At 70.1% G+C, this 19282-nt stretch carries 16 protein-coding genes and 1 riboswitch; of the genes, 9 read left to right on the forward strand and 7 right to left on the reverse strand.

Translation table 11 applies throughout. The annotated features are described in order from the left end of the window. Positions 1–4: 4 nt before the first annotated feature. Positions 5–1117, reverse strand: coding sequence for a transaldolase (gene tal, locus M3Q35_RS02095; RefSeq protein ID WP_273939856.1), 1113 nt, complete (start codon positions 1115–1117; stop codon positions 5–7). A gap of 2 nt (positions 1118–1119) precedes the next feature. Beyond that, positions 1120–3216: a transketolase gene (gene tkt, locus M3Q35_RS02100; RefSeq protein WP_273939857.1), complete on the reverse strand. Its 2097-nt coding sequence runs from the start codon at positions 3214–3216 to the stop codon at positions 1120–1122. Between the two features lie 323 nt (positions 3217–3539). On the opposite strand from tkt, the gene M3Q35_RS02105 reads away from it, so the two are divergent. Further along, positions 3540–4478, forward strand: a complete 939-nt coding sequence (locus M3Q35_RS02105) for a heme o synthase (RefSeq protein WP_273944232.1) — start codon at positions 3540–3542, stop codon at positions 4476–4478. Between the two features lie 48 nt (positions 4479–4526). Here the strand turns inward: M3Q35_RS02105 and M3Q35_RS02110 are convergent, their stop codons facing one another. Together M3Q35_RS02110 and M3Q35_RS02115 are read right to left on the reverse strand one after the other, a co-directional pair. Next, positions 4527–4982, reverse strand: a complete 456-nt coding sequence (locus tag M3Q35_RS02110; protein WP_273939858.1) for a hypothetical protein — start codon at positions 4980–4982, stop codon at positions 4527–4529. Further along, positions 4979–5635 carry an RNA polymerase sigma factor gene (locus M3Q35_RS02115; protein WP_273939859.1) on the reverse strand — a complete coding sequence of 219 codons (657 nt, stop codon included), beginning with the start codon at positions 5633–5635 and terminating at the stop codon, positions 4979–4981. The genes M3Q35_RS02110 and M3Q35_RS02115 overlap by 4 nt, the downstream gene beginning before the upstream one ends. A 106-nt stretch (positions 5636–5741) precedes the next feature. Here M3Q35_RS02115 and M3Q35_RS02120 point away from each other — a divergent pair, with 106 nt between their 5' ends. From M3Q35_RS02120 to recD2, 4 genes are all read left to right on the forward strand, one after another. Continuing rightward, positions 5742–6278, forward strand: a complete 537-nt coding sequence (locus M3Q35_RS02120) for an FKBP-type peptidyl-prolyl cis-trans isomerase (protein ID WP_273939860.1) — start codon at positions 5742–5744, stop codon at positions 6276–6278. Between the two features lie 57 nt (positions 6279–6335). Continuing rightward, on the forward strand, positions 6336–6545 hold the full coding sequence (locus M3Q35_RS02125) for a hypothetical protein (protein WP_273939861.1): 210 nt from the start codon (positions 6336–6338) through the stop codon (positions 6543–6545). A gap of 118 nt (positions 6546–6663) precedes the next feature. Further along, positions 6664–6750: riboswitch (ZMP/ZTP riboswitch) on the forward strand. 26 nt (positions 6751–6776) lie between these two features. Continuing rightward, positions 6777–8039 (forward strand): serine hydroxymethyltransferase, encoded by a 1263-nt coding sequence (gene glyA, locus M3Q35_RS02130; RefSeq protein ID WP_273939862.1) that lies wholly within the window; start codon positions 6777–6779, stop codon positions 8037–8039. A 4-nt stretch (positions 8040–8043) separates the two neighbouring features. Then, on the forward strand, positions 8044–10245 hold the full coding sequence (recD2, locus tag M3Q35_RS02135; RefSeq protein ID WP_273939863.1) for an SF1B family DNA helicase RecD2: 2202 nt from the start codon (positions 8044–8046) through the stop codon (positions 10243–10245). 7 nt (positions 10246–10252) lie between these two features. Here recD2 and M3Q35_RS02140 read toward each other — a convergent pair whose 3' ends face one another. Next, positions 10253–11254, reverse strand: coding sequence for a LacI family DNA-binding transcriptional regulator (locus M3Q35_RS02140; RefSeq protein ID WP_273939864.1), 1002 nt, complete (start codon positions 11252–11254; stop codon positions 10253–10255). A 71-nt stretch (positions 11255–11325) separates the two neighbouring features. On the opposite strand from M3Q35_RS02140, the gene M3Q35_RS02145 reads away from it, so the two are divergent. Then, on the forward strand, positions 11326–12471 hold the full coding sequence (locus M3Q35_RS02145; RefSeq protein ID WP_273939866.1) for an adenosylhomocysteinase: 1146 nt from the start codon (positions 11326–11328) through the stop codon (positions 12469–12471). Here the strand turns inward: M3Q35_RS02145 and M3Q35_RS02150 are convergent. Next, positions 12465–13538 carry an aldo/keto reductase gene (locus tag M3Q35_RS02150; protein WP_273939867.1) on the reverse strand — a complete coding sequence of 358 codons (1074 nt, stop codon included), beginning with the start codon at positions 13536–13538 and terminating at the stop codon, positions 12465–12467. The two genes, M3Q35_RS02145 and M3Q35_RS02150, sit on opposite strands and share 7 nt — an antisense overlap. Positions 13539–13695: 157 nt before the next feature. Between M3Q35_RS02150 and M3Q35_RS02155 the strand changes: the two genes are divergently transcribed. Then, positions 13696–14583 carry an AraC family transcriptional regulator gene (locus M3Q35_RS02155; protein ID WP_273939868.1) on the forward strand — a complete coding sequence of 296 codons (888 nt, stop codon included), beginning with the start codon at positions 13696–13698 and terminating at the stop codon, positions 14581–14583. Between the two features lie 39 nt (positions 14584–14622). Then, complete coding sequence (locus tag M3Q35_RS02160) at positions 14623–16122, forward strand: GNAT family N-acetyltransferase (RefSeq protein ID WP_273939869.1); 1500 nt, start codon at positions 14623–14625, stop codon at positions 16120–16122. 37 nt (positions 16123–16159) lie between these two features. Here M3Q35_RS02160 and M3Q35_RS02165 read toward each other — a convergent pair whose 3' ends face one another. Continuing rightward, positions 16160–18481 (reverse strand): carbohydrate-binding protein, encoded by a 2322-nt coding sequence (locus M3Q35_RS02165; protein ID WP_273939870.1) that lies wholly within the window; start codon positions 18479–18481, stop codon positions 16160–16162. 112 nt (positions 18482–18593) lie between these two features. On the opposite strand from M3Q35_RS02165, the gene M3Q35_RS02170 reads away from it, so the two are divergent. After that, positions 18594–19262, forward strand: a complete 669-nt coding sequence (locus M3Q35_RS02170) for a GntR family transcriptional regulator (RefSeq protein ID WP_273939871.1) — start codon at positions 18594–18596, stop codon at positions 19260–19262. Positions 19263–19282 lie beyond the last annotated feature (20 nt).

The following is a 19282-nucleotide window of genomic DNA, read 5'->3' on the forward strand; positions in this document are numbered from 1 at the left end:
CCCCTCAGCCCTTCGCCTTGTCCAGCTGCGACTGCACCGTCTCGAGCAGCTCGGCCCACGACTTGTCGAACTTGTCCACGCCCTCGGTCTCGAGCACCTCGTAGACGTCGTCGATGTCGATGCCGGCCTGCTCCAGGGAGTCGAACAGCTCCTGGGCCTGCTCCTCGGTGCCGGAGACGGTGTCGCCGCGCAGGTTCGCGTGGTCGGCCACCGCGTCCAAGGTCTTCTCCGGCATGGTGTTCACCACGTTGTCGACCACGAGCTCGTCGACGTAGCGGGTGTCGGAGTAGGCCGGGTCCTTGACACCGGTGGACGCCCACAGCGGACGCTGCGCGTGCGCGCCGGCCGCGGCCAGCTCCTGCCAGCGCGGCGTGCTGAACGCGCCGACGTAGGCGGCGTAGGCCAGACGGGCGTTGGCGATCGCGGCCTCGCCCTTGAGCGCCTCGGCCTCGGGCGTGCCGATGGCGGCCAGGCGCTTGTCCACCTCGGTGTCCACACGGGACACGAAGAACGACGCCACCGAGTGGATCTGCGAGATGTCGTGGCCGTTGGCCCTCGCCTGCTCGATGCCGGCGATGAAGGCGTCCATCACGTCCAGGTAGCGCTGCACCGAGAAGATCAGCGTCACGTTCACGCTGACCCCCTCGGCCAGTGTGCGGGTGATCGCCGGCAGGCCCTCGACGGTGGCCGGGATCTTCACCATCAGGTTCGGGCGGTCGACCGTCTTCCACAGCTCCAGCGCCTGCGCGACGGTGCCGTCGGTGTTCTTGGCCAGGCCCGGCTCGACCTCGATGGACACCCGGCCGTCCTTGCCGCCGGAGGCCTGGTAGGTCTCGCGGAACACGTCGCACGCGTTGCGCACGTCGGTCGTGGTCAGCTCGCGCACCACGGCGTCGACGTCGGCGCCGCGGGCGGCCAGCTCACGCACCTGCTCGTCGTAGGCCTCGCCGTGCGACAGCGCGTTGGCGAAGATGGTCGGGTTGGTGGTGACCCCGACCACGTGCTTGTCCTTGATCAGGCCGACCAGGCTGCCGGTCTGCAGCCGGCTCCGCGACAGGTCGTCGAGCCAGATCGACACGCCGGCCTCGCTGAGCGCGGCCAAGTTGTTGGCGCTCATGATTACTTTCCCTCCACCTTGGCGATGCTTCGGCGTGCGGCCTCGACGACGTTCTCGGTCGTGAAGCCGAACTCGCGGAACAACGTCTGATAGTCAGCGGATGCCCCGAAGTGCTCCAGCGAAACGATCTCGCCGTTGTCGCCGGCGAACCGGTACCACGGCTGGGCGATGCCCGCCTCGACCGTGACCCTTGCACGGACGGACGGCGGGATCACCTGGTCGCGGTACGACTGGTCCTGCTCGTCGAACCACTCCACGCACGGCATGGACACCACACGGGTGGCAACGCCGTCGGCCTCGAGGACCTTCCTGGCCTCGACCGCGATCTGCAGCTCGGAGCCGGTGGCGATGATCACGACCTGCGGCTCGCCGTTGCCGGCGTCGGCCAGCACGTAGCCGCCCTTGGCCACGCCGTCGACGTCGGTGCCCTCCAGCACCGGCAGGTTCTGCCGGCTCAGGGCCAGACCCGTCGGGTGGTCGTGCCGCTTGACCAGCGCCTGCCACGCGAACGAGGTCTCGTTGGCGTCGCCGGGGCGGACGAAGGCCAGGCCCGGGATCGCCCGCAGCGCCGCGTAGTGCTCGACCGGCTGGTGGGTCGGGCCGTCCTCGCCGAGGCCGATCGAGTCGTGCGTCCACACGTAGGTGACCGGGATGCCCATCAGCGCGGCCAGGCGCACCGCCGGGCGCATGTAGTCGCTGAAGACGAGGAAGGTGCCGCCGTACGGGCGGGTCGGGCCGTGCAGGGCGATGCCGTTGAGGATCATGCCCATGGCGTGCTCGCGGATGCCGAAGTGCAGCGTGCGGCCGTACGGGTTGGCGTTCCACGTGCTGGTGGAGATGGACGTCGGGCCGAACGAGTCGGCGCCCTTGATCGTGGTGAGGTTGCTCTCGGCCAGGTCGGCCGAGCCGCCCCACAGCTCCGGCAGCGCCTCGCCCAGCGCCGACAGCACCTCGCTGGACGCCTTGCGGGTGGCAACGCCCTTGGGGTCCGGGGTCCACGTCGGCAGCTTCTCGGCCCAGCCGGCCGGCAGCTCCCGCGCGGTCAGCCGGTCGAGCAGCGCCTTGCGCTCCGGGTTGGCCGCCGCCCACACGTCGAAGGACTTCTGCCACTCGACGTGGGCCGCGTTGCCGCGCTCGACGGCCTTGCGGGTGTGCGCGAGCACCTCGTCGGCGATCGGGAACTTCACCTCGGGGTCGAAACCGAGGATCTTCTTGATCTCGACGATCTCGTCCTCGCCCAGCGCGGCGCCGTGCGCCTTGCCGGTGTTCATCTTGGTCGGCGCCGGGAAGCCGATGATCGTGCGCAGCACGATGATCGAGGGCCGCGCGGTCTCGGCGTTCGCCGCCTCGAGCGCGTCCAGCAGCCCCTGCACGTTCTCGCCGCTCTCGACGACCTGCACGTGCCAGCCGTAGGCCTCGTAGCGCTTGGCCGTGTCCTCGGACAGCGCGATCGTGGTGTCGTCCTCGATCGAGATCTTGTTGTCGTCGTAGATCAGCGTGAGGTTGCCCAGCTGCTGCGTGCCGGCAAGCGAGGACGCCTCGGAGGTGACGCCCTCCTCGATGTCACCGTCGGAGGCGATCACGTAGACGTGGTGGTCGAACGGGCTCTGCCCGGGCGCCGCGTCCGGGTCGAACAGGCCGCGCTCGCGGCGGGCCGCCATGGCCATGCCGACCGCGGCGGCCAGGCCGCTGCCCAGCGGGCCGGTGGTGATCTCCACACCGGCGGTGTGGTGCACCTCGGGGTGGCCGGGGGTCTTGGAGCCCCACGTCCGCAGCGCCTTGATGTCGTCCAGCTCGAGGCCGTAGCCGGCCAGGAACAGCTGGAGGTACAGGGTCAGGCTGGAGTGCCCCGCCGACAGCACGAACCGGTCCCGGCCCAGCCAGTGCGGGTCGGTCGGGTCGTGCTTCATGACCCGCTGGAACAGGGTGTACGCGGCCGGGGCCAGGCTCATCGCGGTGCCGGGGTGGCCGTTGCCGGCCTTCTGCACGGCGTCGGCCGCCAGCACCCGGATGGTGTCAACCGCGCGCTTGTCCAGCTCGGTCCAGTCCTTGGGCAGATGGGCGGTGGTCAGCCGGGTGACTTCGTCGGTGTCGGACACGGACCTGAGCTCCCACTCTTCACGTCAGGCAGGTGGGGGTGTGGCGGCGCTGGTCGAACGGCTCTTGATCGATACCGTAAGCCGACCGTGCCCAGCCCCTCCCGCTCGCTTCGCTCGTCGTCGGCAAGCCTAGTCCCGACGTCTCGAATATGTGATCTCAACATGGCTGAGTGAGTCGTGACGGACCTCGCAACGACCCCACAAGAGCGCGTCGGCGGCACGCGGTTACGATTCATGCGATCGGTGGGACGCCCGCCGGTCCCCATTCTTGTCAACTGTCCGATTCGAGGAGCGAGATGCCGCCGGTGAGCCCCGCCAAGGGAATGCCTGGCAGCACCGCCGTCGACGCCACCACCACATCCGGTCGCTCCGTGCGCGCCGTGCTCGGGGCCTACATCGCCCTGATGAAACCGCGCGTGATCGAACTGCTGCTGGTGACGACGATCCCAGCGATGTTGCTCGCACAGCGTGGAATTCCGTCGGTGTGGCTGGTGTTGGCCACCCTGCTCGGCGGCACCATGGCCGCCGGCAGCGCCAACGCGCTCAACTGCGTCTGGGACGCCGACATCGACGCGGTGATGAAGCGCACCAAGGCCCGGCCGCTGGCCAAGCACTCGGTGCCGGTGCGCAACGCGCTGATCTTCGGGCTGGCCCTCGGCGTCGCGTCGTTCGCCTTCCTGTGGCTGACCACGAACCTGCTGTCCGCGGTGCTGGCCGTGGCCACGATCATGTTCTACGTCCTGATCTACACGATGGTGCTCAAGCGGCGCACCGCGCAGAACATCGTGTGGGGCGGGGCGGCCGGCTGCATGCCGGTGGTGATCGGCTGGTCCGCGGTGACCGGCACGGTGGGCTGGCAGCCGCTGGTCATGTTCGGCGTGATCTTCTGCTGGACTCCGCCGCATTTCTGGGCGCTGGCCATGAAGTTCAAGGACGACTACGCCGCGGTGAACGTGCCGATGCTGCCCGTGGTGGCAACTCGGGAACAGGTTTCGCGACAGATTGTCGTCTACTCCTGGGCCATGGTCGCGCTGTCGCTGCTGTTGCTGCCGGCGACCAGTTGGATCTACGGCGTGTTCGCCGTCGTGTTCGGCGCCTGGTTCCTGGTGTTCGCCCACCGTTTGCACAATGAGGTGCGGCGGGGCCAGGAGGGCAACCCGATGAAGCTGTTCCATCTCTCCAACACGTATCTGATGCTGGTGTTCGTGGCGCTGGCGGCGGACGCCGTCGTCGGCCTGCCGGTCATCGGCCTGCCGTTCTGACGGACGCACAAAAGGGCCATTCCGTTCACGGAATGGCCCTTTCGCGTGTCAGAGCGTGATGGACGGCGTGGTGAGTGACACGTCCGTGGCGCTCACGACCAGGTGGGCCGGGCCGTGGCGAAGTCCGTTGATGGTGAACCGGCCGTGCACATCGCTGCGGGTGCACAGGCGCTGGTCGTCGGTGCGCAGCTCGACGTCGTGGCTGCCGGGCGGGGAGAGCCGGCCGTCCATGCGCACCGTTCCGTCCCGGTTGACGCCGACGCTGAGGCTGATGGTCAGCTCGTCGCTGTCGAAGGTGATGCGGCCGAGGTCGTCGGAACCGGTGCGCTGCCGGCACACCGCGACCGACGGCGGGCCCAGTCTCAGGCCGTGCAGCGCGACCGCGCAGCGCACCCGCTCGACCAGGTCGGCCGGCGGCGGGTCGGCCGCCGACCACAGGTCGCGAACGGCGGCCAGGATGCGCAGGTCCAGCTCGTCGATCGGGTCGTCAGGGCGCGGGGTCATCCCCACTCTCCTTCCGGGTCGGCGATCAGCAGTTCCCGTAACTTCGCCAGGCACCGGCCGCGGGTCGGGCCGATGCTGCCGCGCGGCATACCCAGCCGGTTCGCGACCAGGCCGTAGTCCGGGCGGGGCGTGAAGGCGACCACCCGCAACAGCTGTTGGCAGCGGGTGGACAGCTGGTCGACGGCCCTCCACAGCCGTCGCCGTTCGTCGGTGGCCATGGCCCGCTCGTCCGGGCCGTCGGCCGCGTCCAGCAGGTCGGCGAACGCCTCGTCGCTGGCCACGATCTCCTGCCGGTGCGCGTCCTTGGCCCGCCACGCCTCCCGTTTCGTGGCGGTCACCAGCCAGGCCGTCAGCGCGGCCGGGGTGTGGATGTCGGCCAGCGAGCGCAGCAGGTTCAGCCAGGTCGTCTGCACCACGTCGGCGCAGTTGGCGGCGTCGAGTCCCTGGGCCCTGGCCACGTGCCAGAGCAGCGGCGTGAGCTCGACGATGAGCTGGTCCATGCCGCCGCGCGGGTCGGCGCGGGCGGCTTCGAGCAGGTCGGCGATCTGTTCGTAGCGATTGTTGGGGTCCCCGTTGCCGGAGTCCCCGCTGGTGTCCCCGTCACCCATGTCGGTCGGTGGCCTGCCCGGTCCGTGCCGCGGGTGTCCCACCATCCACCCCCTCCTCTCGTCCTTCAATCAGGGACGGCCGGGCCGGGTGGGGATACCTGGCGGTAGGTCACGAACAGGTAACGCGGCGGGCCCGTTAGGCTCGCGGACCATGCGCACTGCCGGCCTCGCGGCCCTGATCCTCGCCACCCTGCTCTCGGCGGCCGCCTGCGGCGGCTCCTCCACCGCCGGGTCCCAGACCACGTCCACCGGGCCGACCAAGACGTGCACCGCGGACGACATCCAGGTCAGCGGCGCGTTCGGCGCCAAGCCGACGATCACCCTGCCGACCACCTGCCTGCCGCCGAAGCAGCAGCTGAGCAAGGACCTCACGCCCGGCACCGGCGCCGAGGTCAAGGTCGGCGACTCCGTCGCCACCTACTACGACCTGATCACGTGGTCGGACAAGCAGGAGGTGGACTCCTCCTGGGCCCACCAGCCGTTCCAGCCGTTCCCGGTACAGCCGGTCGGGCAGGCGCCGGTCATCCAGGGCTGGAACGACGGCCTGGTCGGCATGAAGCAGGGCGGCCGGCGGCTGCTGATCATCCCGCCCGACAAGGGCTACGGCCCCGACGGCAACTCCGGCATCAAGGGCAACGAGACCCTGGTGTTCGTCGTCGACGCCGTCACGGTGACGTCGGCCTCCTGAGCTGGGAGAACGGCACCTGCGGTCCGGTCGGTTCCGGCCGGACCGTATGGTGCGCTCGTGACCGGAGACGATGAGGAGGCCGAGTTCGTCGCGGACTCGGTGGCCGAGCAGATGTACACCGTGTGCCACCAGTGCGGTGGCATCGGCGAGGTGCCCATCCCGGTGCTCGCGGTGCTGGGCGGCGTCGGCCGCACCGCCACCGCCAACCGCACGTGCCACGTGTGCGACACCAACGGCCGGCTGACCGGCATGGTGCCGCCGATCTGACGGTTGTCCACAGCCCCCGAGTTGTCCACAGGCGGCGGGTTTGCAAGATCAACTTGGGGTCGGGGCGGGTAGAATGGTGCTGGGGCGGCCACCCCAGGGAGGGCGGGGGTTTAGGATCACTCAGCGTCGCGACTGGCGTGTTGGGGTGGAATCGACCACCGGGGAGCGACTGGAAACGGTGGCGTCGCGCGCCTGGGTGTCAGCTGCCACAACCGACATGGGAGTTTGACGATGCATCAGCCCGCACTCAACGCCCTCACCGCGGCCGATCCCGAACTGGCCGGACTGGTCGAGTCCGAGGCCAAGCGGCAGCACGACAAGATCCGCCTGATCGCCTCCGAGAACTATGTCTCCACCGCCGTGCTCGAGGCCACCGGCACGGTGCTGACCAACAAGTACTCCGAGGGCTACGCCGGCAAGCGCTACTACGAGGGCCAGCAGTTCATCGACCCGATCGAGCAGCTGGCCGTGCAGCGGGCCAAGGACGTGTTCGGCGTCGAGCACGCCAACGTGCAGCCGTACTCGGGCTCGCCGGCCAACCTGGCCATCTACCTGGCCTTCCTCAAGCCGGGCGAGACCGTGATGGGCATGGGCCTGCCCTCGGGCGGCCACCTGACCCACGGCTGGACGGTGTCGGCCACCGGCAAGTGGTTCAACGCGGTCCGCTACGGCGTGACCAAGGAGACCGGCCGCGTCGACATGGACGAGGTGCGCGACCTGGCCCTGGCCGAGCGGCCGAAGGTGATCTTCTGCGGCGGCACGGCCATCCCGCGCACCATCGACTTCCCGGCCTTCGCCGAGATCGCCCGTGAGGTCGGGGCGGTGCTGGCGGCCGACATCGCGCACATCGCCGGCCTGATCGCCGGCGGCGCGCACCCGTCGCCGGTCGGCCACGCCAACGTGATCTCCACGACCACGCACAAGACGCTGCGCGGCCCCCGTGGCGCGATGCTGATGTCCGACGCCGAGCACGCCTCCGCGCTGGACAAGGCGGTCTTCCCGGGTCTGCAGGGCGGTCCGCACAACCACACCACGGCGGGTATCGCGGTGGCGCTGAAGGAAGCCGGCACCGACGACTTCCGGACGTACGCGCACACCATCGTGGCCAACGCCAAGGCGCTGGCCGAGGCGCTGGTGGAGCGGGGCTTCGACCTGGTCTCCGGCGGCACCGACAACCACCTGCTGCTGATCGACCTGACGTCCAAGAACGTGGCCGGCAAGCCGGCGGCCAAGGCGCTGGACCGGGCCGGCATCGAGCTGAACTACAACACGGTGCCGTTCGACCCGCGCAAGCCGTTCGACCCGTCCGGAATCCGCCTCGGCACGGCCGCGATCACCACCCGCGGCCTCGGCGTCGAGCAGATGCCGCAGCTGGCCACGTGGATCGACCGGGTCGTGACGGCCGCGGCCGAGGGCGACGAGTCCGTGGTCGACGCCACCGCGGCCGAGATCTCGGAGCTGCTGGCCGGCTACCCGATGCCGGGCTGGGCCTGACCACATGTCCGGGGAGTCTCTCGGCTACGCCGTGGTCGAGGGCTCGCTGGAGCGCATCACCTACGCCAACGAGGAGACCGGGTACACCGTCGCCAAGGTCGACACCGGCCGCGGCGGCGGTGACCTGCTGACCGTCGTCGGAGCACTGCTGGGCGCGCAGCCGGGGGAGAGCCTGCGGCTGCGCGGCCGGTGGGGCAGCCATCCCCAGTACGGCAAGCAGTTCCTCGTCGACTCGTACAGCACGGTGCTGCCGGCGACCGTGCAGGGCATCCGGCGCTATCTGGGTTCCGGGCTGGTCAAAGGCATCGGGCCGCGGATCGCCGACCGGATCGTGGAGCATTTCGGGCTGACCGCGTTGGACGTCATCGAGACCGACGTCGGCCGGCTGATCGAGGTGCCGGGGCTGGGACCCAAACGCACCAAGCTGATCGCCGGCGCGTGGGAGGAACAGAAGGCCATCAAGGAGGTCATGCTGTTCCTCCAGGGCGTCGGCGTGTCGACCTCGCTGGGCGTGCGGATCTACAAGACCTACCGGGACGACTCGATCCGGGTGGTCAAGGAGGAGCCGTACAAGCTGGCCGCGGATGTGTGGGGCATCGGCTTCAAGACCGCGGACGTGCTGGCCAAGGCCGTCGGCATTCCGCACGACAGTCCGCAGCGGGTCAAGGCCGGCATCCAGTTCACGCTGTCGCAGGCCTCCGATGACGGCAACTGCTTTCTGCCGCAGGATGAGTTGATCGCCAAGGCGGTGGAGATCCTGGAGGTCTCCAGCGTGTTGGTGGGGGACTGCCTGCGGGAGCTGGTTGTTGAGGAAGGGGTCGTCCGGGAGGAGATCTTCGAGGGCGACCCGGCGGCGATCTACCTGGTTCCCTTTCACCGAGCCGAAATCTCACTGGCTAATCAACTTACTCGGCTGTTGCGGTCCGATGTGGACAGACTTGACGCCTTCGCTTCGGTGGACTGGGGCAAGGCGCTGGACTGGCTGCGGCGGTCGACCGGCACGACGCTGGCCCCGGAGCAGGAGCTGGCCGTTCGGTTGGCGTTGACGGAAAAGGTCGCCGTGCTGACCGGGGGACCGGGCTGCGGCAAGAGTTTCACCGTGCGTTCCATCGTGATGCTGGCGAAAGCCAAGGGGGCCAAGGTGTTGCTGGCCGCGCCGACCGGACGGGCGGCCAAGCGGCTGGCCGAGCTGACCGGCGTGGACGCGGCGACCGTGCACCGGATGCTGGAGCTCAGGCCCGGTGGTGACGCCGCGTACGACCGTGATCGGCCGCTGGACGTCGATCTGCTGGTCGTCGACGAAGTGTCGATGCTGGACCTGTTGCTGGCCAACAAGTTGCTCAAAGCCGTGCCGCCCGGCGCGCATGTGCTGCTGGTCGGCGACGTTGATCAGCTGCCCAGCGTCGGGGCCGGCGAGGTGCTGCGGGACCTGTTGGCGGCCGAGCCCGTGCCGCGGGTCCGGCTGACCCAGATCTTCCGGCAGGCCCAGCAGTCCGGTGTCGTCACCAACGCGCACCTGATCAACTCCGGCCGTCAGCCCGTGACCGACGGCCTGCCCGACTTCTTCCTGTTCGCCGAGGACGACACCGAGACCGTCGCGTCGCTGACCGTCGACGTCGTCGCCAACCGCATCCCGCGCAAGTTCGGCCTCGACCCTCGCCGTGACGTTCAGGTCCTTGCCCCCATGCACCGCGGTCCCGCCGGCGCCGGGGCGTTGAACACCTTGCTCCAGGAGGCTTTGACCCCGTCCAAGCCCAACCTGCCCGAGCGCCGCTTCGGCGGCCGCGTGTTCCGGGTGGGTGACAAGGTCACCCAGATCCGCAACAACTACGACAAGGGCGTCGCCGGCGTCTTCAACGGCACCGTCGGCGTGGTGACCGCGCTGTCGGCCGAGGAACAGACCCTCACCGTGCGGACCGACGAGGACGAGGACGTCGACTACGAGTTCGGCGAACTGGACGAATTGGTCCATGCCTACGCCATCACCATCCACCGCTCGCAGGGCAGCGAGTACCCGTGCGTGGTCATCCCCATCACCACCAGCGCGTGGATGATGTTGCAGCGCAACCTGCTCTACACCGCCGTCACCCGGGCCAAGAAGCTCGTCGTGCTCGTCGGCTCCCGCCGCGCCATCCAGCAGGCCGTCCGCACCCCGTCCACCGGCCGCCGCTACACCGCCTTGGCCCACCGCATCCGCACGGCCTGAGCACGGGTCAGGCCGGGGTAGGGCCCGTCGAGCGGCGGATGCTCAGCGACAGCGGGGCGGTGACGTGGGTGGGGGCGGTGCCGTCGATGTCGGCGAGCAGGGCCTGGACGGCCAGACGGCCGAGGTCCTCGGCGGGGATGGCGACGGAGGTGGCCTCGGGGGCGAGGTAGCGGGCGAGGTCGACGTCGTTGAAGCCGATGAGCGAGAGGTCGGCGGGGATGGCGACGTGGAGCTGGGCGCAGGCCCGGTAGAGGGCGGCGACGAGGATGTCGTCGTCGCAGAAGATGGCGGTGACGGGGGTGCGGCGCAGGAAGCGGGCGGCGGCGGTGGTGGCCTCGGTGATGGAGAAGGGCGAGCGGTAGCGCGCCGCCGGGGGAAGGCCGAGGCGGGAGAGCTCGGCGGCGAGGTGGTGCTCGCGGAGCTGGAAGGTGCTGCGCCGGAGATCGGCCTGGGCGTGGCCGATGTGGCGGTGGCCGAGGTCGGCGAGGTGGGTGACGACGTCGCGCATGGCGGCGGCAATGTCGATGTCGACGGACGAGCGGCCGGCGGGGTCGGGGCACTCGATGAAGACGACGGAGTCGAGGTCGGCGGCCAGACGGGCGGTGACGGGGGCGGGCTCGGCGTAGACGATGGCGCCGGCGAACAGGCCGACGCGGCTCATGTCGACCAGGCGGTCGGTCCAGGCCGGGTCGGCGGCGGTGTCGACGAGCAGCACGGCCAGGTCGGACTCGCGGGCGGCCTGCTCGGCGCCGAGCAGCACGCGGGCGAAGTACGGATTGCGCACGTCGGGCACGGCGAGGGCGAGCACCTGGGGCCGGCCGCCGCGAAGCACCCGGGCGGGGCCGGAGGGCACGTAGCCGAGCTCGGCGGCGGTGGACTCGACCAGCTCGCGGGTGCGGTCGGAGACGCGGCCGGCGGCCCGGCCCGAGAACACCAGGGACACGGTGGTCTGCGAGACGCCGGCGGCCCGGGCCACGTCGACGCTGGTCACGGACCTACGTCTGGTCAACGGTGTGTCCTCCTCGGCGAGCCCGTGCTAGCTTGCCACGTACTACGTAGTACCCAACGTGAGGACCCGCCATGACGGCCACCCGGATCGACTGGACGCGCGAGCACTGCCGGCTGCTGCACAGGATCCGGGAGGAGTTTGCCCGGACCCGCCCGTTCGAAGGCCGGACCATCGGCACCGGCATCCACATCGAGGCCAAGACGGTGGCGCTGCTGACCACGCTGCGCGCGGGCGGCGCGGCGGTGGTGGCGACCGGCAACCTGAACAGCACCCAGCCCGAGGCGGTCGAGGCGCTCCGGGCCGAGGGCGTCACGGTGATCGGCGAGCCGACCAAGGACGAGCACGAGCACCGCGGCTACCAGCGCCAGCTGCTGGCCACCCGCCCGGACCTGATCTTGGACAACGGCGGCGACCTGTTCGCGCAGTATCTCGACGACCCGTACCCGGGGCTGCTGGGCGGGACCGAGGAGACGACCTCGGGCCGGATGCGCCTCGCCCCGTTGCGGGACAAGCTGAACCGGCCGATCCTGGTGATCAACGACAGCCCGATCAAGCAGTTCGCCGAGAACCAGCACGCCGTCGGTCAGAGCACGCTGGAGTCGTTGCTGCGCTTGACGAATCGGGCAACTAACGGTCTGCGCGTTACTGTCTTCGGCTACGGCGCCTGCGGCCGTGGCGTCGCCGACAACTTCCGCGGCGCACACGCCAAGGTCTCCGTCGTCGAGGTCGACCCGGTCACCCGCCTGCGGGCCCACCTCGACGGCTTCGACACCCCGTCCCGAGACCAGGCCGTCGCCACCGCCGACGTGATCATCACGGTCACTGGCGCCCGGGACCTGATCACCGCCGATGATCTGCCGCTGCTGCGGGACGGCGTGATCCTGGCCAACGCCGGTCACTTCCCGGTCGAGATCGACGCCGACGGCCTGCTCGCGGCCGCCGACGCCGTGCGCGAGTACCAGGACGACCTGGCCACCCTGGAGCTCGCCGACGGTCGCCGCATCCATCTCGTTGCCCGTGGCCACATGGTCAACCTCGCCGGCCCGCGCGCCCTGGGCAACTCCATCGAGTCCATGGATCTCGGCTTCGCCTTGCAGGCCCGCTGCCTCGAAGCCGTTGCCCTGGGCCAGGTCGACGCCGCCAGCAGCGTGGTTCCGGTGCCCGCGGCGATCGACGCCCAGGTGGCAAACGCTTACCTGGCCGACCGGTATCAGTAGCGGACGTCCGAGGCCAACAGCGGTGGGTACACAGTGGACTCCACACCGTCCACAGTGGTCCCGGCGAACTGGAGCATCGCCTGCTGGGCGCCGTGCATGGGGGCGGGATAGTCGAGCGTCGGGGCGGAAATCTCGTCGAGGACACGGAGGTGCTCGTCGGTCAGCACGACATCCAAGCCGGCCAGGTTGTCGGTGAGGTGCTCCAGCCGGCGCGCCCCGACGATCGGCACGACAGTGCCCCGGCGAGCCCGGAGCCAGGCCAACGACACGGCAGCGGAGGTGGTCTCGAGCTCCTCGGCGATCACAGCCACGGCCTCGATCACCTCGTACTCCTCCTCGGTCGGGCCACCGACATAGGCGGTGCGCTCGGAGTCGGCGACCATGGTGCCGCGGCGGTACTTCCCTGACAGGAAGCCGTTCTTCAACGGGCTCCATGGCGTCAATGCCATGCCCTGGTCCACCGCGAGCGGCGCGAGTTCGCCCTCGACGGTCCGCGCCAGCAACGAATACTCCACCTGCAACGCGATGATCGGCGTCCAGGACCGCAGGAGCGCCATGGTCTGGGCTTGCGCGGTGACCCACGCGGGCGTGTTGGAGAAGCCGATGTAGCGAATCTTGCCGGCGGCGACGAGGTCGTCCAGCGTCCGCATGGTCTCCTCGATCGGCGTGTGCCGGTCCCAGTTGTGCAGCCAGTACAGGTCGAGGTGGTCGGTGTTGAGCCGCCGCAGGCTCTCGTGCAGCTGCGCGATGATCGACGCCCTCCCGGCGCCGCCGCCGTTGGGGTCGCCGGGATACATGTTGCCGAAGAACTTGGACGCCACCACCACGTGCTGGCGGCGACGGCCGAGGAAGTCGCCGACGATCTTCTCGGAGTGGCCGTTGGCGTAGAAGTTGGCGCAGTCGATGAAGTTCCCGCCACGTTCGAGATACGCGGCCATGATCTTCTCGGACTCGCCGACGTCGCAGCCGGCCGAGCCGGGATCGGTGCCGAAGGTCATCGCGCCCAGGGCGAACGGGCTGACCCGCAGCCCGGAGCGGCCGAGGGTGACGTAGTGGTCGAGCGGCATGGTCGGGCTCCCCGATCTTCTCGGATGTGGTGACCGCTCCATGACACCGCCCGAGGCCGGTCGACCGGTAGGTCGATCCGACCCGGCTCTTGCCCGATCCTGCCGTTCTCGCCGCGATCGGGTTGCCGGCGCGGCCGGCCGGTGCTGTCCTGGTGGCATGGCGCTCGACGAGATCCGGGACCTGATCGCCCGGCATGCCCGGCCGGACATGGCTTCCCCGATCGACGGCCTCCAGGTGTCCAGTGTGGACAGCACCGAGGAGCACCACTCGCTGACCGAACCGCTGCTGGTCGTGCTGGCGCAGGGTGGCAAGCGTTTGCTGCTGGGCGACGAGGTGCACGAGTACCGCACCGGCGACTGCCTGGTGGTCAGCGCCGAAGTGCCGGTGAGCGGCCATTTCTTCGACATCGGCAAGGACCGGCCGGCGCTGGGTGTCGGCTTGGCCCTGCGCCCCACCGTGATCGCCCCGCTGCTGCTGGCCGCGCCGGCCGATCGCCGGGCCGCGCCGGCGATTGCCACCGGCAAGGCCGAGCCGGCGCTGCTGGACGCCGTGCTGCGCATGCTCCGGCTGCTCGACCACCCGAGCGACGCGCGAGTGCTGGCCCCGCTGTACGAGCAGGAGATCCTGTGGCGGCTGCTGACCGGTCGGCACGGGCCGCTGGTCCGCCAGATCGGGCTGGCCGACAGCGGACTGTCGCTGGTCGGCCGGGCCATCCGCTGGATACGGGAGAACTACGCCGAGCCCATCCGGGTGGCCGACCTGGCCCGGCTGGCCGGCATGAGCGAGTCGGCGTTCCACCGGCACTTCCGCGCGGTCACCACGATGAGCCCGATCCAGTACCGCAAGATCATCCGGTTGCAGGAGGCGCGGGCGCTGCTGGTTGCCCGTCCGGGCGATGTCGCCGGCATCGGGCATCTCGTCGGCTACGACAGCGCGACCCAGTTCAGCCGCGAGTACCGCGAGCTGTTCGGCGCGCCGCCGGGCCAGGACGCGGCCCGGCTGCGGGCCGACGCCGGCACGTTCGGGCAGCACCGGCTCCCTTAATCGGTGGACGCCGCCGGAAATGCCGGTTTCACTGGCCCGATGCGACTTCCCGACGGCTATCGGACGCTGCGACCGGCGCTGGCCGACGTCGACGAGATCCTCGACCTGGTGCACGCCACCGAGGAGGTCTACCTCGGCTACCGCGACTACGAGCGCAGCGAGGTGGTCGACGCGCTCACCGGCCCCGGCGTCGACCTGAACGCCGACGCCTGGCTGGTGCGGGACGGCGACGACCGGCTCGTCGGCTGGGGCCAGCTGTACCCGTCGGGGCCGTTCTGCGACGCCTACGCCCGGCCCGGCGAGGGCCCGTCGGTGCAGGCGTACCTGATCGAGGCGCTGCTGGACCGTGTGGTCGAACGGGCCGACGGCAAACCGCTGGTCAAGGCCGGTGCGTTGCAGACGGAGGAGCAGTACATCGGCGTGCTCGCCGAGGCCGGCTTCGAGTTCAATCACCTCCACGCGCGGATGACGCGGCCGCTGACCGGCGACGAGCAGCCGCCCGCACCGGTCCCCGGCTACACGATCCGCCCTCCCGCCGAGGAGGAACTGCCCGCCGCCGGCGACGTGCTGCGCGCGGCGTTCACCGATCAGCACGACTACGAGGGCACGCCGAGCCTGGTGTTGGCCGAATGCCTGGTCGCCGCAGCGGAATCCGGCGAGCTGGGCGGCGTGCTGCTGGCATCCGCGCCGTCCGAGGTCACGGGCGAGGGCTGGGTGAAATGGCTCGGCGTGCATCCCGATCACCGCCGCCGCGGCCTGGCCGCGGCGCTGCTGACCACGGCGATCGCCGCGAATGCCCGACTGGGTCGGCCGTTCGTCGGATTGGGCGTTGACACCGACAGCCTGACGCGGGCCTTCGACCTGTACGAGCGGCTCGGCTTCACGGTGAAGTACCGGGCCAACGACTACCGCGTCGATCTTGGGCCGCGCATGATCGGGGATGAGGTTCATACCCCGCCGGACGGACATCCGGCCGCGCCACCCCGAGGACTTCGACGAGATCTACGCCGACCGGGCGCCGTGGGACGTCGGCCATCCGCAGCCGGCGATCCGCGCGCGGGCCGGCGAGTTCGCCGGGCGTGTGCTGGATGTCGGCTGCGGGACGGGGAACACGCGCTGCTGGCCGCGAGTCTGGGACTGGCGGCGACGGGCATCGACACCTCGCCCGTGGCCATCGAACGGGCCCGGGCCAAGGCGGCCGAGCGCGGGCTTGAGGTCCGTTTCGAGGTGGGCAACGCGCTGGAGCTCACCGGCGAGTTCGAGACCATTGTGGACAGTGCGCTGTTCCACGTGTTCGAGGACGACGACCGGATCCGCTACGTGGCCACGCTGGCGGCGGTGACCCGGGCCGGGGCCCGCCTGCACCTGCTGTGCTTCAGCGACCGGCAGGAGGGCGAGTGGGGGCCGCGGCGGATCAGCGAGGCCGAGATCCGCGCCGCCTTCGCCGACGGCTGGCACGTCGACTCGATCGAACCGTCCACAATGGACCTCGCGGGCGGCACGGTCGAGGCGTGGCTGGCCTCGATCTCCCGGCTGTGACAGAAGGGGGTGTGCCGGAGGCACACCCCCATCTGCCCTAAGCGAAGGCGAAGTAGTCCAGGTTGGCCACGCCCGGCGACGAGCCCAGCGCCACCAGGTACACGTCGTGCACGCCGGCGGTCGGCGTGATCGGCATGGACTGGTCGGTGTAGGTGTCGAAACCGCCGGTGGACAAGGCGGTCACGGTAGTGATCACCGGTCCGGTGAGGCTGTCCAGGCGGACCTGGAACTGGCGGCCGGCGTAGGCCGGGTCCTCGCCGACGCTGCCGTGGAACCAGGTTCGCCCGCTGCCGAAGTCGACGGCGGTGTACTTGGCCCAGTCGCCGCCGTCGAAACTGCCGAGCACGACACCGGTTCCGGCGGCATGCCGGGCAACGCCGCTGTTGTCGGCGTAGCGCTCGGCCTGCACGGTGGTGCGGTCGCCGGGCGCGCCGGCCGACCACTTCGGTGCGCCGTACTGGTACGCGCCGGCGCTGGGCTTGCGGTCGCGGTAGCCGTCGGTGGCCGGCGGGCGCACCACGCCGAAGTTGCGGGCCGGCGAGCCGGACTGGAGCGAGTAGTCGTACGCCGATGGGTTGGCGAACAACGGATCCGTGGAATACGGCAGGTTGTTGGTCACCGTGGCCCCGGCCCGCACGTCCACGTCGCCGATGTTGTTGGCGAACTCGCTGTTCGGGTAGCTGCTGCCGAACAGCGACACCGCCTTGGGATCGGTGCCGGACGTGTTGTTGTAGATCTTGTTGCCGGTCGAGGAGTCGCCGTTGAGCAGCACCACGCCATAGGTGTTGTGCCAGGCCACATTGTCGTACGCGGTGGCGTTGTACGCGCCGTTATCCAGGTAGATGCCGGGCGTCAGGTTGTTGTTGGGCGTGGCCGCCGGGTCGTGCAGCAGGTTGTGGTCGAACACCGTGCCGGCGAGGTTGTTGTGGCAGCACACGTAGATCGCGCCGCCGTCGTTGACCAGGTTGTTCCAGTCGGAAAGGTCGTTGTACGAGACCGTTTCGCCCGGCACGGTCTGGCTGGTCATCTTGTCGTCGATGTTGACCGGGGTACGGCCGACGCTCGAGACCGTGTTGTGCGTGACGGTCTCGTACGGGCCGATGATGTTGATGCCCGAGGCGTAGCTGGCCATGTAGTCGGTATGCAGAATGGTGTTGCCGGTGACCGTGTTGTGCGAGCCGCCGACCACCACGCCGTTGCCGGCGCTCCAGTCGATCGTGCTGTTGCGCAACGTGTTCTGCGTGCCCATGAGCATGACGCCGGAGGTGCTCTCGCCCGCGGTCAGGAACGCGCAGTCGTCCGGGTTCTCCACCATGTTCGGGTCCGGCGCGATGTCGTCGTACGCCGACAGGTAGCGCCCGGTCAGGCCGTCGATGACGTCGTGGGTCGAGGTGGCCGAGGTCTGCACGGTGGTGCCGCGCACGCCGAGGTTCTTCAGCGTGGTGTACGACCTGCCGGCCAGATCGAAGCCCAGGTTGCGCTGCTTGGCCTCCACGGCGTGGCCGGCCGGCGAGTCGCCGTCCAGCGTCCACAGGTAGAGGGAACCGTTGGTGTAGAACCATTCGCCGGCGTGGCCGAGCAGTTCGAGGCGGCCGCTGAGCGAGTACGTCTCGACGCCGTTCGGGGCCAGACCCACACAGTTGTGCCAGCCGTCGGCGGTGACACTGCCGACCGCGGAGGCCGTCACGGTCTCGGTCTCGGTGATGAACCAGTTGCGGGCGGTCAGCCGCGCACCGATCCAGTAACCGTCGGGTTGCGTGAGGGCGCTGTCGGACAGGCTCTTGGCGGTGCCGCCCTGGGCCGTGCCCAGGTTGGGGTGCATGGGATTGGTGCCGGGGTAGACCAGCGCCGCCTGGGCACTGAGCGCGCCGTCGACGAAGACCTGATTGCCGGGCAGCTTCGGGTTGAGCGTGACCGGCGCGCGGTAGATGTGGCCGGCGTTGACGCCCGCGGCGAAGGGAGAGCCGGGGATGTGGCTGTCGCCGGCGGCGAGTGTGGCCAGGTCACCGGCGGTGACCTGGGCCCAACCGGTGACCGGGTCGGTGCCGTCGACCGTGACGGCCGCGCCGGGGGCGGCGGTGTAGGTGATGGGGGAGTTCGCGGTGCCGCTGTTGGCCGGGGTCACGGTCTCGCGGTACGTGCCGGCGGCGATCACGCAGGTGTCGCCGGCGGTGAGCACCTTCGCGCACTGCTGGACGTGCTGGAAGGGCTTGGCCGAGCTGCCGGCGTCGCTGTCGTTGCCGGTCGTGCTGACGTAGAACGTGCGGCCGTGCTGGGCGGGGGCGGCGTGTGCGGTCGCGCTGGTGACCAGCAGGGCGACGGCGACCAGGGACACCAGTCCCGATCTCGAGGGCGTCATTGCCGATCCAATCGGTAATCGATTAGTGGCCGGACGGTAGGCAGCGAGGCCCGCCGGTGTCAATGGCTATCGGTTATCGTTTGATCTCGACGACGATCAGGGGGAGGGCGAGATGGCCTCGATGCCCGAGGAGGCGCTGCCGCGGGTGCTGCTGTCCGACCAGGCCTACGAGCTGGTGCGCCGGTGGATCCTGGACGGCACCCTCGAGCCGGGTGACCGCATCGTCGAGTCGGAGATCGCGCGGCGGCTCGGGGTGAGCCAGGCGCCGGTCCGCGAAGCGGTGAAACGCCTGGCCCACGAGGGTTTGATCACCTCGCTGCCGCGGCGCGGCAGCTACGTGACGCAGATCTCCACCGAGGACGTGGATGACGCCCGCGAGGTGCGAGCGATGCTGGAGGAGGCGGCCGCCCGCGAGGCGGTGACCCACTTCGACCCGCCGGCCCGGCAGCGGCTGGAGGGCTTCGTGGACGGCATGCGCCGGGCCGCCGAAGCGCTGGACTTAGCCGCGTTCCGGGCGGCCGACATGGGCTTCCACCGCAGCGTGGTCGAGCTGTCGGGCAACGTCTACCTGCCCAGGCTGTGGGACGTCATGGAGTCGCGGCTGCTCAGCCTGCGGGTGGTCGGCGACCCCGGTTTCACCGGCAGCTGGGCCGAGATGGCCGAGGCCCACCAGGACCTGATCGAGCTGCTGGCCAGCGGAAACCGCGGTCGGGCGGCGGCCGCGTTCCATGATCACGCGGCCGGCCGGGAGCTGCCGGGCCGGCCCAACCGGGACGGGTAACGGCTCCGTCACGAGGGTTG

Source organism: Kutzneria chonburiensis (genome assembly GCF_028622115.1).
Classification (GTDB): domain Bacteria; phylum Actinomycetota; class Actinomycetes; order Mycobacteriales; family Pseudonocardiaceae; genus Kutzneria; species Kutzneria chonburiensis.